Annotated in this window: 13 protein-coding genes; 8 read left to right on the forward strand and 5 right to left on the reverse strand. The window is 52.5% G+C overall.

Annotated elements, in window-relative coordinates:
• The first annotated feature begins 185 nt into the window (after positions 1–185).
• Positions 186–1085, forward strand: coding sequence for an AraC family transcriptional regulator (locus FD428_RS03405; RefSeq protein WP_137675730.1), 900 nt, complete (start codon positions 186–188; stop codon positions 1083–1085).
• 47 nt (positions 1086–1132) lie between these two features.
• Here FD428_RS03405 and yghB read toward each other — a convergent pair whose 3' ends face one another.
• Both yghB and metC read right to left on the reverse strand, forming a co-directional pair.
• Entirely contained in the window at positions 1133–1792 is a 660-nt protein-coding gene (gene yghB / locus FD428_RS03410) for a DedA family general envelope maintenance protein YghB (RefSeq protein WP_012135142.1), read from the reverse strand.
• A gap of 131 nt (positions 1793–1923) precedes the next feature.
• Positions 1924–3111 carry a cystathionine beta-lyase gene (gene metC / locus FD428_RS03415; RefSeq protein WP_114848386.1) on the reverse strand — a complete coding sequence of 396 codons (1188 nt, stop codon included), beginning with the start codon at positions 3109–3111 and terminating at the stop codon, positions 1924–1926.
• Positions 3112–3362: 251 nt separating this feature from the next.
• On the opposite strand from metC, the gene exbB reads away from it, so the two are divergent.
• Positions 3363–4097, forward strand: coding sequence for a tol-pal system-associated acyl-CoA thioesterase (gene exbB, locus FD428_RS03420; protein WP_024130953.1), 735 nt, complete (start codon positions 3363–3365; stop codon positions 4095–4097).
• 6 nt (positions 4098–4103) lie between these two features.
• The gene (exbD, locus tag FD428_RS03425) at positions 4104–4529 is read left to right on the forward strand and encodes a TonB system transport protein ExbD (RefSeq protein ID WP_012135139.1); all 426 of its coding nucleotides are present in this window, start codon (positions 4104–4106) and stop codon (positions 4527–4529) included.
• A gap of 130 nt (positions 4530–4659) precedes the next feature.
• Here the strand turns inward: exbD and FD428_RS03430 are convergent, their stop codons facing one another.
• Together FD428_RS03430 and FD428_RS03435 are read right to left on the reverse strand one after the other, a co-directional pair.
• Positions 4660–5082, reverse strand: coding sequence for a hypothetical protein (locus tag FD428_RS03430; protein WP_047461188.1), 423 nt, complete (start codon positions 5080–5082; stop codon positions 4660–4662).
• A 1-nt stretch (position 5083) separates the two neighbouring features.
• Positions 5084–5488 (reverse strand): hypothetical protein, encoded by a 405-nt coding sequence (locus tag FD428_RS03435; protein WP_012135137.1) that lies wholly within the window; start codon positions 5486–5488, stop codon positions 5084–5086.
• 104 nt (positions 5489–5592) lie between these two features.
• Between FD428_RS03435 and FD428_RS03440 the strand changes: the two genes are divergently transcribed.
• Complete coding sequence (locus tag FD428_RS03440; RefSeq protein WP_012135136.1) at positions 5593–6096, forward strand: ESA_00282 family adhesion-associated protein; 504 nt, start codon at positions 5593–5595, stop codon at positions 6094–6096.
• Between the two features lie 63 nt (positions 6097–6159).
• On the opposite strand, the gene FD428_RS03445 is transcribed toward FD428_RS03440, so the two are convergent.
• Positions 6160–7200, reverse strand: a complete 1041-nt coding sequence (locus FD428_RS03445; RefSeq protein WP_012135135.1) for an aldo/keto reductase — start codon at positions 7198–7200, stop codon at positions 6160–6162.
• A 156-nt stretch (positions 7201–7356) separates the two neighbouring features.
• Between FD428_RS03445 and yghX the strand changes: the two genes are divergently transcribed.
• The 4 genes from yghX to hybO all read left to right on the forward strand — a co-directional run bounded on the left by yghX (position 7357) and on the right by hybO (position 11778).
• Positions 7357–8244: a YghX family hydrolase gene (gene yghX, locus FD428_RS03450; RefSeq protein WP_123907422.1), complete on the forward strand. Its 888-nt coding sequence runs from the start codon at positions 7357–7359 to the stop codon at positions 8242–8244.
• 216 nt (positions 8245–8460) lie between these two features.
• The gene (locus FD428_RS03455) at positions 8461–10101 is read left to right on the forward strand and encodes a methyl-accepting chemotaxis protein (RefSeq protein WP_024130951.1); all 1641 of its coding nucleotides are present in this window, start codon (positions 8461–8463) and stop codon (positions 10099–10101) included.
• Between the two features lie 83 nt (positions 10102–10184).
• Entirely contained in the window at positions 10185–10472 is a 288-nt protein-coding gene (locus FD428_RS03460) for a DUF2623 family protein (protein WP_012135131.1), read from the forward strand.
• A 187-nt stretch (positions 10473–10659) separates the two neighbouring features.
• Positions 10660–11778, forward strand: a complete 1119-nt coding sequence (gene hybO, locus FD428_RS03465) for a hydrogenase 2 small subunit (protein ID WP_047461202.1) — start codon at positions 10660–10662, stop codon at positions 11776–11778.
• Positions 11779–11780 lie beyond the last annotated feature (2 nt).

The following is an 11780-nucleotide window of genomic DNA, read 5'->3' on the forward strand; positions in this document are numbered from 1 at the left end:
CCCTTATGTGGGTAAAAAAGTGGGCAGGCGAATGTCTGCCTGATGGTGAACATTGTGGTCGCCAGCCGCCTTCCTCTCAATGCTCATTTCTGCCAATGTCTTGCCCATTTCTCCAGAGCGCTGGAGAAAAAAGATAAATTTGCGCACAATCAACGCGTCGTAAACCGATGAGAAAAAAGCGCGCCATGAACCGTGAAGCCATCTGCCTGTTGCTGACAGATAAAATTAAGCAGCTGATAAACAATCAAAATAACCTGAATGACTGCCTGCCAGACGTGCGTTTGCTCTACGGCACGGAGCCGGGGTTGCGCACGCCTGTGATGTATCAGCCTGGCATCATATTTCTCTTTTCGGGGCATAAGATCGGTTATATCAATGAACGCGTATTTCAGTACGATGCCAATGAATATCTGCTGCTGACAGTACCTTTACCCTTTGAATGTGAAACTTATGCGACGCCGGAAGTACCGCTTGCGGGGATTCGTCTGAATGTTGATATCCTGCAATTGCAGGAGTTGCTGATGGACATTGGCGAGGACGATCTGTTTCAACCGTCGATGGCGGCAAGCGGGATTAACTCCGCCACGCTGTCGGATGACATTCTTTGTGCGGCGGAACGCCTGTTAGATGTGATGGAAAGGCCGCTGGATGCGCGTATTCTGGGGAAACAGATTATTCGCGAAATTCTGTATCACGTTCTGATGGGGCCGCGTGGCGGCGCGCTGCTGGCGCTGGTCAGCCGCCAGACCCATTTCAGCCTGATTAGCCGGGTGCTGAAGCGGATTGAAACCAAATACACCGAGAACCTGAACGTTGAGCAACTGGCGGCGGAAGCCAACATGAGTGTCTCGGCGTTCCATCATAATTTTAAATCCGTTACCAGTACCTCGCCGTTGCAGTACCTGAAAACCTATCGTCTGCATAAAGCGCGGATGATGATCATTCACGACGGGATGAAAGCCAGCGCCGCTGCGATGCGCGTCGGCTACGAGAGCGCGTCGCAGTTCAGTCGGGAGTTCAAACGCTATTTTGGCGTAACGCCGGGGGAGGATGCGGCACGAATGAGAATGATGCAGGGAAGCTAATCATGTGTAAGCCGGATAAGCGTGAGCGCCATCCGGCAATCAGCAAATCAGGCGCTGCAATACTTCTTCTTGATCACGACGAATAATGTGCCGATCAAACCGGCGGCCAGCAGGGCAATCGGCAGGATCATCAAAAACGTCATCACCTGATCTTCATGACGTTTCACGAATGGGATCATGCTGAGCGCGTAGCCGAAACTGGTCACCACGCCGACCCACAGCAGCCCGCTCAACCAGTTAAAAAACTGAAACCGGCGGCTGGACAACCCTGAAATCCCCGCCATTGTGGGCAGCAGGGTGCGCACAAACGCCAGAAAGCGCCCGGCAAGCAGCGCCAGCAGGCCGTGCCGGTCGAACATACAGGTCGCGCGCTGATGGTATTTAACGGGAAGCTGCGCCAGCCAGCCTTTCACCGTTTGCGTATTTCCCAGCCAGCGCCCCTGAATATAGCTCAGCCAGCAGCCGAGACTGGCGGCTGTCGTCAGAATAAGGATCGTGGGGACAAAGTCCATGACACCTTGTGCAACCAGCGCGCCTGCCAGTAAGAGCAGGCTGTCTCCGGGTAAAAAAGAGGCCGGGAGCAGGCCATTTTCTAAAAATAGCGTGGCAAACATCACAAAGTAGACAACGCTAACAACGTGTGGGTCCGCCAGCGCGGCAAAATCGTGTTGCCAGAGCGCAGCGATAATATCTTGAATGACAGCCATGGACTTTCCTGTGGAACCGCGTTTATGGGGCTATTGTACTCCTGAATTGCCCGGGATGCCTTGATCCCGGACGCAACAAATGCAGACTTTTCTGCCCGGAGTGTCTGCAATTCTGTCCATGACCGGAAACTTTACACAATACGCGTGAATCCTGCGGCTAAATCTGCAATCAGATCGTCAACATTCTCTAAACCGATGTGCAAACGGATCAGCGTGCCGGTGAAATCAACGTCGCCTTCGGGACGAATGGCGGCGATATGTTCCGGCTGGTTAGGCAGAATTAAGGATTCAAAGCCGCCCCAGGAGTAGGCCATGCTGAACAAGCTGAAATTATCCAGATAAGCGGAAAGCGCCTCATTGCTCAGCCTTTTATTCAGCACAAACGAGAACAACCCGCTGCTGCCCGTGAAATCGCGCTTCCAGAATTCGTGGCCTTTGCTGCCAGGAAGGGCGGGATGATTAACGCGGGCGACCTGAGGGTGATTCGCCAGCCACTCGGCGACTTTCAGGCTGCTTTCATGATGCTGGCGTAAGCGCACGCCCAGCGTACGTAGCCCACGGCTGGTCATATAAGCGGTATCTGCGTCCAGCATTTGCCCCATCAGATAGGCGTTTTCGCGTAATTGCTCCCAACAACGCGCATTAGACACGGCCGTGCCGACCATCGCATCCGAGTGACCAATCAGGTATTTCGTTCCTGCCTGGATGGAGATATCGATCCCGAAATCCAGCGCCTTAAACAGCACGCCCGCCGCCCAGGTGTTATCAATCATAATGACGGCGTCTGGCGCAACGCGTCTTACCGCGCCGACAATCGCCGGGATGTCATGCACTTCCATCGTGATGGAGCCAGGAGATTCGAGAAACACTACTTTCGTATTGGGCTGAATATGCTTCACGATATCCGCGCCGACCAGCGGATCAAACCAGCCGGTCGTCACGCCGAGTCTGGCGAGAACTTTGGTGCAAAAATCCTGACTGGGTTCGTAAGCGGTGTTGGTCATCAGGACGTGATCGCCCTGTTCCACAAAGGCCAGAATCGTGTTGGCGACAGCCGCCGCGCCGCAGGGGAAGAGCGCGCATCCGGCGCCGCCTTCCAGTTCGCACATGGCTTCCTGTAGCGAAAAATGGGTTAGCGTTCCGCGACGGCCATAGAAAAGCTCGCCATTGGCGCGGTTGCGGGTGGCGTGCTTTTTGGCTTCTACGGTGTCAAATACCAGCGAGGAGGCGCGCTGAATGACGCTGTTCACCGATCCCTGCGTGTATTTTTTGCTGCGTCCTGCGCTCACCAGTTTGGTTTCAAGATGTTTTTCTGCCATGTTGGAGTACCCATTTTTATACGTCTGGATGTCTAAACTATCATGAATGATGAGTGACGCATCCTGAAGAATCGGCATAAAGCAGAAAATTTTCTCAAAATGACATCTGGTGACTTTTTTACTGCGTAAGCGCAAGGAAAAGAAACCAAAGGTGCGGCACTATGTAAATAGTAATGAGAACGACTATCAATTCGACGTCGTTTTGATATTATTACGCTCAGAATTTGTGATTTGCGTCCTGGAGATACAGAGTGGGTAATAATTTGATGCAGACGGATCTCTCCGTCTGGGGTATGTATCAGCACGCCGACATCGTGGTTAAGTGCGTGATGATTGGTCTGATTCTGGCGTCAGTAGTCACCTGGGCTATCTTCTTCAGTAAGAGTCTTGAGTTCTTTACGCAGAAGCGTCGGCTCAAGCGTGAACAACAGCAGCTGGCTGAAGCGCGTTCTTTAGACCAGGCCAGCAATATTGCCTCCGCATTCGCGGCGAAAAGTTTAAGCTCACAGTTGCTCTATGAAGCGCAGAACGAGCTGGAACTGTCGGAAGGCAGTGAAGACAACGAAGGTATTAAAGAGCGTACCGGGTTCCGCCTGGAGCGTCGCGTAGCGGCGGTTGGCCGTCATATGGGACGCGGCAATGGCTACCTGGCGACCATCGGCGCCATCTCTCCGTTTGTCGGTCTGTTTGGTACGGTATGGGGCATCATGAACAGCTTCATCGGCATCGCGCAAACCCAGACCACCAACCTCGCGGTTGTCGCGCCGGGTATCGCGGAAGCGTTGCTGGCTACGGCGATCGGCCTGGTCGCGGCAATTCCTGCGGTCGTGATTTACAACATTTTCGCACGTCAGATCGGCAGCTACAAAGCGACGCTGGGCGACGTGGCGGCACAGATTCTGCTACTGCAAAGCCGCGATCTGGATCTGAACGCGAGCGCTTCCGCTCAGCCGGTACGTACCGCGCAGAAATTACGTGTAGGATAATGTTCCATGGCAATGCGTCTTAATGAAAATCTGGACGATAACGGTGAAATGCATGAAATCAACGTGACGCCGTTTATCGACGTCATGCTGGTTCTGCTGATTATCTTTATGGTGGCCGCGCCGCTGGCAACGGTGGACGTGAAGGTGAATCTTCCTGCGTCCACCAGCACCCCGCAGCCGCGCCCGGAAAAACCGGTTTATCTGTCCGTGAAGGCCGACAACAGCATGTTTATCGGCAACGATCAGGTAACGGATGAAACCATGATTGGTGAGCTGAACGCGTTAACCGAAGGGAAGAAAGACACGACGATCTTCTTCCGTGCGGATAAAACCGTTGATTATGAAACAATGATGAAAGTGATGGATACGCTGCACCAGGCGGGTTACCTGAAAATTGGTCTCGTGGGTGAAGAGGTCGCGAAAGCGAAGTAATCGTTGTTGCTGATGGGCAGACAGACAGGCCGGGTAGGGCGCAAGCCGTACCCGGCTTTTTTATTGCCTGATGGCGCTGCGCTTACCAGGCCTGTATGATGCGGTATCGCTGGATTGCTGATTCGCCAGATTACTTCGTCGTGGGAAAACGTTTTTCATTCAGCGCGACGGTGGTGATATTGGTCGTTCGGTAATCGCCATCGGATAGCTTACGGGTCAGGCGCAGGGTCGCCGTTTCTCGCGCCAGTAAGTGTTGATATGTGCTCTCCAGGCGCGCCATGATTTTGTCCCGCATCTCGGGATGTTGCTCAATAATCGTATTGATAACCGAACCGTAGATCTCTTCTTTGACCTGGAGCGCATAGATTTCACGGCGATTTTGCCATTTCAGCCGCACTAACGCGGCGGGAATCGACACGATCTCCTGCGCCACCTGTTCGAGGGTCGCGTTTTTATTGGCGATAAGCGCTTTAAGATTTTGCTTTAAGATAAATTCATCGCTTTTATTATTATCTAAAGCTAAATAAACATTATTATCTTCAACGTCTTTCATATTATTTCTCTTCCAGAGAATAAAAAACGGGAGAGTTTTTCTCTCTGGTTATGAGATTAAGCCAAATTTCATTGCCGTGATCGTTTATTTTTGTTGTGGCATCTGCCAGAATTTTACTTAATGCCTGAGCATCAACATCGCCTTCCGCCTGTAGGCTATTAATAAGACGAGCAAACGTCTCAATTTTAGCTACGCGATAAAGCCGGTCTTTTAAATGACGGTCACGTTCTTCAAGTAACATGTTTTTAGATTGACCAGTCGGTGTGGCGCTAATTAAAATATCTGGCTCGTAATCGCTCAGCGTTTTCTTTCCCTGAGTCAAATTTTCACTATTTTCTACGGTCTCAGCATCGCCTGGCGAGGCAGATAAATGAAAACGAGTCGGCACAAGATGCTCGGGAAGCATGTTGGAATGTCCTTTACTATCAATAGTATATTGTTTTTTATAAGGCAGGTCTCGTTGACAATAGCATGGTGTAATTTTAAAATCAAAAAAAATGGAGTCGGCATATGAACAGCATTTTTTATTCTATTATCACTCTGCTATTACTCACTGGCGGCGTGCTTTTCTTGATGCACGAATTTAATAAACAGCGCTCTGCTGAGGCGTCTAATCCAGTAAATCAAGCGGAACCCTTGTCCAAAGAGGAGGGCGAAGATCATTTTTCGTCGCTCATGAATACTATTACACCGGTATGGTACTGGCGAGTCAATCACGAATATATTGATTTTCTTCACGCAACGATAAAGCGGATGACGATGGCGGAGCTAAACGGCACGCCGGGGTTATTTGATGCGCAGCGCCGTTGCAGCGATCTCAACTCTGCGGTCTATAAATATTATGACAACATTAAAAAGCGTTGTCTGAACGGGGAAAAGGTTCCGCATTCCGATCTGGATGTGCTTAACTTGCGGCAATGTTTCCGGGAATTTAGCCTGGAGGCGTATCCCTCCCTGGTTGCTCTGGTGTGGCCTGAATATCAGCGGCCGCTAATCAAACCGGAAGAGGTTTAATAAACGCGCCTGACGTTGGCCGGGTAAGGCGGAACCGCCACCCGGCGCGCGTGCCCGAAAGCGTTATTTATCCGATGAGGCTTGCCAGAGGTTCAGCTCGCCGTCCGCGACATGTTTATCGATTTGCGCTAACTCATCAGCGCTGAATGTCAGGTTCGACAACGCCTGCACATTTTCTTCCAACTGCTCTGGTCGACTGGCGCCGATCAGCACCGACGTCACGCGATTATCTTTCAACAGCCAGCTAAGCGCCATCTGCGCCATTGACTGGCCGCGACGTTGCGCCATCTCATTGAGTAAACGCAGGCTGTTCAGATTCGCTTCCGTCAGCATATTCTCCGTCAGACCGCGAACTTTTTTCCCTTCACGCTGCATACGTGAACCTTCCGGGATACCGTTTAAGTATTTTCCGGTTAACAATCCCTGAGCCAGCGGTGTGAACGCAATGCAACCCATGCCGTTGGCCGCCAGCGTATCCAGTAGGCCGCTTTTATCCACCCAGCGGTTGAGCAGATTGTAGGACGGCTGATGAATCAGCAGCGGGATTTTCCATTCGCGCAGCAGTTCCGCCATTCGTTGAGTTCGCTCAGGCGAATAGGAGGAGATGCCGACGTAAAGCGCCTTACCGCTTTGTACCGCCTGCGCCAGCGCGGATGCGGTCTCTTCCATTGGCGTGTTTTCATCGACACGGTGGGAATAGAAGATATCGACATAGTCCAGCCCCATCCGCTTCAGGCTCTGATCGAGGCTGGCGAGCAGGTACTTACGCGACCCGCCGGAGCCGTATGGCCCAGGCCACATGTCATAACCCGCTTTGGTGGAAATGATCAGCTCATCGCGATACGGCGCAAAATCTTCCCGCAGCAAACGGCCAAAGTTCTCTTCTGCGCTTCCCGGCGGCGGGCCGTAGTTATTGGCTAAATCAAAATGGGTGATGCCTGAATCAAAGGCTTTACGCAGCAGCGCACGCTGTGAATCCAGCGCCTGAACGTGGCCGAAACTGTGCCACAAACCCAGCGATAGCGCGGGTAAACGCAAACCGCTTTTACCGCAGTAGCGATAAAGCATCTGCTCATAACGTTCGGGGTTGGCTAACCAGGCCATGTCATCTCCTTAGAGAAAGTGAATTTCAAAACAACGTTTCTATTCTAGCGGCTCAGCGGGGTTTATCCCGTTCGTCAGGTCACATTGATGCGAAAAATTGGGCAAAAACACGTCGTTATGCTTTGCTTAAAAAAACATCAATTCAGGAGTGAAACTATGCCGCGTCTGACTGCCAAAGACTTTCCGCAGGAGTTGCTCGATTACTATGACTACTATGCACATGGAAAAATCTCTAAACGCGAGTTTCTTAACCTCGCGGCAAAGTATGCCGTCGGCGGCGTGACCGCGCTTGCGCTGTTTAATCTCCTGAAGCCGAATTACGCGCTGGCGGTGCAGGTGGACTTTACCGACCCGGACATTTTGCCGGAATACATTACGTATCCGTCACCGAACGGGCATGGCGAGGTGCGCGGCTATCTGGTGAAACCGGCGAAGGCGACGGGGAAAACGCCTGCGGTCGTGGTCGTACACGAGAACAGGGGGCTGAATCCCTATATTGAGGATGTCGCACGACGCGTGGCGAAAGCAGGTTATATTGCGCTGGCGCCTGATGGATTAAGCTCGGTAGGCGGATACCCCGGTAATGACGATAAGGGCCGGGAATTACAGCAGCAGGTTGATCCCACAAAATTAATGAATGATTTCTTTGCCGCGATTGAGTTTATGCAGCGTCATCCGGCGGCCAGCGGAAAAGTGGCTATTACGGGATTCTGCTATGGCGGCGGCGTATCAAATGCGGCGGCGGTGGCCTATCCAGAACTGGCGTGCGCCGTTCCTTTTTATGGTCGTCAGGCTCCGGCGTCAGATGTACCTAAAATTAATGCGCCTTTATTATTACATTACGCCGAGTTAGATACCTCAATTAATGAAGGCTGGCCTGCCTACGAAACGGCGCTGAAGGCGAATAATAAAGTTTATGAAGCGTATATCTATCCTGGGGTGAATCATGGTTTTCATAATGATTCGACTCCCCGCTATGATAAGGCCGCAGCGGATCTGGCCTGGGCGCGCACTCTGGCCTGGTTTGAGAAATATTTACAATGAAAAACAAACGATTATTTCAGGTGCGGCATATTGCTTTGCGGCATAATAATGCCGTTATGCTTTATAAGCATTCACAGGAATAGCGTGCTGACGATGATTCGTATACTTAGTTAAGTAAAAAAACAATAAAGAAAGTATATATTCTGCATTCTCTGCCGATAACGAGTATAAGTGTCGCCTGATGGCGAATCCCTCAAGTACGGCAAGGAAATTCTTATGCGTTTGCTGCAAAACTTCACTATTCGTATTGTCATGCTGACAATATTGGGGCTCTTCTGTCTTCTTTGGTCGGGCGTTGGTTTATTCAGCGTCCATGCATTATCTAAAGTGGCGGAAGGGAATGATATCGATCGTCATATTGTGCGTCAGATGACGGTGCTAAGTCAGGGGAACGATCAGTATTTTCGTTTTGTCACGCGTTTAAGCCGTGCGATGGACGTTAAAATCGGCGGCGGTACGCCCGATTTTGTACCAGTACAGCAGGCGCTGGACAATATGAGCAAAAAGCTGGAAGAGATGAAAACGCTCTCTCCAGGGCCGATGGACCCGGAGATCGCCGCTGCGGTATTGGCAAACTGGCAGGCGTTGCTTGATAAGGGCGTCGCGCCGCAGATGCAACTGGCGCAGCAGGGTACGCTCACCGAATTCGCAGAACAGGCGAATAATGTCACCCCCGCCCTGAGCCGCGCCTTCGGCGCCAGCGCAGAACGTTTTAACAGCGCGGCCGGCACGATGCTGGACAGCACCCGCGTGATGGTGGACGGCAAAACGTCAATTATCCGCACCCTGATTATCACTGCCGTTATTCTGGGAATTGTGATTCTCTTCTTTACCGACCGTTACCTGGTCACGATGTTAGTGAAACCGCTGGCGCGCATTCGCCAACAGTTCCGCCAGATTGCGCAAGGCGATCTGAGCCAGCCGATTGAAGAGTTTGGCCGTAACTGTGTCGGTCGTCTGGTGCCGTTACTGAGCGCGATGCAGGATAGTCTGCGGGAAGCGGTCAGCTCGATTCGTTCAGGCAGTGACAATATCTGGCGCGGCGCGACAGAGATCTCCAGCGGCAATAACGATCTCTCTTCCCGTACGGAAGAGCAGGCGGCGGCGCTGGAAGAGACCGCTGCAAGCATGGAACAGCTCACCGCGACGGTGAAATTGAATGCGGATAATGCGCGCCAGGCCAGTCAGCTTGCTGATGCCGCTTCCGCGACGGCTGGAAAAGGCGGCACGCTGGTTTCTGAGGTGGTCGAGACGATGGACGGTATTTCAGCCAGCTCCAGACAGATCGCCGAAATTACGAATGTCATCAACAGTATTGCCTTCCAGACCAATATTCTGGCGCTGAACGCCGCCGTTGAAGCCGCCAGAGCCGGTGAACAAGGGCGTGGGTTTGCGGTCGTCGCCGGTGAAGTGCGTAATCTGGCCAGCCGTAGCGCCGGGGCCGCCAAAGAGATTGAAACGCTGATCGCTGAATCCGTGCGTCGTGTCGAGCAGGGTGCGCAGCTGGTGCAGGAGACGGGCGCGACAATGGAGGCCATTCTGCGCGGAGTAACTGAAGTCACCACCATCATGAAGCAGATCGCTGCCGCTTCTGAGGAACAAAGCAAAGGGATCTCTCAGGTTGGCGTGGCGATAACCCAGATGGACAGCGTGACCCAACAAAACGCCGCGCTGGTGGAGCAAGTTTCTGCGGCAGCGGCGGCGCTGGAACGGCAAACGGAAGAGCTGCAACGCTCTGTGCAACAGTTCCGCCTTTCTCATAATGACGCGCAAATCAGCCCGGCGAAAACGGTCTCTCCAGCCAGTCCGCGCGGGGCGTCTGCCGCGAAGTCAGGCGATGAATGGGTCGCCTTCTGATCCGGTAAAAAAAAGTATGTGATACCTCTGGCGTTCGCTTAAAAAATCGCTATATAATTTGTTATATAGCGATTGGAGGTATCATGGACAATCATTTTGGTAAGGGCCTGATGGCCGGATTAAACGCAACGTGTGCCGATAGCGCGCGTAACGTGGCGGGTTTTTGTTCTGATTATAAGCGCGGATTCGTATTAGGATTTTCGCATCGCATGTTTGAAAAAACCGGCGATCGACAATTAAGCGCCTGGGAAGCGGGGATTCTGACGCGCCGTTATGGCCTGGACAAAGATATGGTGATGGACTTCTTTCGGGAGAATCAATCGAATACGACTATCCGGTTCTTTATGGCGGGTTATCGTCTCGAAAATTGATCCGAAGGGGGTATTACCCCGGTTTAATTAATTACACTATTGTCTTACTCCTTCGTTTTGTTGTTCCGTCAAAGTATCATGGTTCAATAACCATAAAGAAAGTGTGGTAAATGGCGCGCCGATCGCAATAAGTTATTTGTGAACGGTGCAAAATAGAGCCAGGTCTTTGCAACGGAATAACAATAAAATGACTGGAGATAATACTCTCATCACTTCTCACGGCGTTAATCGTCGTGATTTCATGAAGCTTTGTGCAGCACTGGCCGCAACTATGGGGCTCAGTAGCAAAGCCGCCGCAGAAATGGCCGAATCGGTTTCCCGTCCGCAGCGCCCGCCCGTCGTCTGGATCGGCGCTCAGGAATGTACGGGATGTACCGAATCGCTCCTTCGCGCGACCCACCCAACGGTAGAAAACCTTGTTCTGGAAACGATCTCTCTGGAGTACCACGAGGTCCTCTCTGCCGCCTTCGGCCATCAGGTTGAAGAGAACAAGCATAACGCTCTGGAGAAGTATAAAGGGCAGTATGTGTTGGTTGTCGATGGTTCCATCCCATTAAAAGATAACGGTATTTACTGCATGGTTGCCGGCGAGCCGATTGTGGATCACATCCGCAAGGCGGCGGAAGGCGCAGCGGCGATTATCGCGATCGGCTCCTGTTCCGCGTGGGGCGGCGTCGCTGCCGCTGGCGTAAACCCGACCGGCGCCGTCGGGTTGCAGGAAGTCCTGCCGGGCAAAACCGTTATCAATATCCCGGGCTGCCCGCCGAACCCGCATAACTTCCTGGCAACGGTTGCCCACATCATCACTTACGGTAAACCGCCGAAGCTGGATGCCAAAAACCGTCCAACCTTCGCCTATGGCCGTCTGATTCACGAACACTGCGAACGCCGCCCGCATTTTGACGCCGGTCGCTTCGCCAAAGAGTTCGGCGATGAAGGCCACCGTGAAGGCTGGTGCCTCTACCATCTGGGCTGTAAAGGGCCTGAAACCTACGGCAACTGTTCGACGTTGCAGTTCTGCGATGTCGGCGGCGTGTGGCCGGTGGCGATTGGGCACCCCTGCTACGGTTGTAACGAGGAAGGCGTTGGCTTTCATAAAGGCATCCACCAACTCGCCCATGTGGAAAATCAAACCCCGCGTTCCGAGAAGCCGGATGTCAACCTGAAAGAGGGCGGCCACATTTCCACAGGCGCCGTCGGGCTGCTTGGCGGCGTGGTTGGGCTGGTTGCCGGTGTCAGCGTGATGGCGGTACGTGAACTGGGGCGTCAGCAGAAGAAAGATAACGCTGACTCACGGGGAGAATAACC

Source organism: Citrobacter sp. TBCP-5362, assembly GCF_005406305.1.
Taxonomy (GTDB): Bacteria; Pseudomonadota; Gammaproteobacteria; order Enterobacterales; family Enterobacteriaceae; genus Citrobacter_B; species Citrobacter_B koseri.

Excerpts from the sequence above, each read along its gene's own strand:
- FD428_RS03405 (WP_137675730.1), top strand. The coding sequence starts at position 186 with ATGAACCGTGAAGCCATCTGCCTGTTGCTGACAGATAAAATTAAGCAG.
- yghB (WP_012135142.1), bottom strand. The coding sequence starts at position 1,792 with ATGGCTGTCATTCAAGATATTATCGCTGCGCTCTGGCAACACGATTTT.
- metC (WP_114848386.1), bottom strand. The coding sequence starts at position 3,111 with ATGGCAGAAAAACATCTTGAAACCAAACTGGTGAGCGCAGGACGCAGC.
- exbD (WP_012135139.1), top strand. The coding sequence starts at position 4,104 with ATGGCAATGCGTCTTAATGAAAATCTGGACGATAACGGTGAAATGCAT.
- FD428_RS03430 (WP_047461188.1), bottom strand. The coding sequence starts at position 5,082 with ATGAAAGACGTTGAAGATAATAATGTTTATTTAGCTTTAGATAATAAT.
- FD428_RS03435 (WP_012135137.1), bottom strand. The coding sequence starts at position 5,488 with ATGCTTCCCGAGCATCTTGTGCCGACTCGTTTTCATTTATCTGCCTCG.
- FD428_RS03440 (WP_012135136.1), top strand. The coding sequence starts at position 5,593 with ATGAACAGCATTTTTTATTCTATTATCACTCTGCTATTACTCACTGGC.
- FD428_RS03445 (WP_012135135.1), bottom strand. The coding sequence starts at position 7,200 with ATGGCCTGGTTAGCCAACCCCGAACGTTATGAGCAGATGCTTTATCGC.
- yghX (WP_123907422.1), top strand. The coding sequence starts at position 7,357 with ATGCCGCGTCTGACTGCCAAAGACTTTCCGCAGGAGTTGCTCGATTAC.
- FD428_RS03455 (WP_024130951.1), top strand. The coding sequence starts at position 8,461 with ATGCGTTTGCTGCAAAACTTCACTATTCGTATTGTCATGCTGACAATA.
- FD428_RS03460 (WP_012135131.1), top strand. The coding sequence starts at position 10,185 with ATGGACAATCATTTTGGTAAGGGCCTGATGGCCGGATTAAACGCAACG.
- hybO (WP_047461202.1), top strand. The coding sequence starts at position 10,660 with ATGACTGGAGATAATACTCTCATCACTTCTCACGGCGTTAATCGTCGT.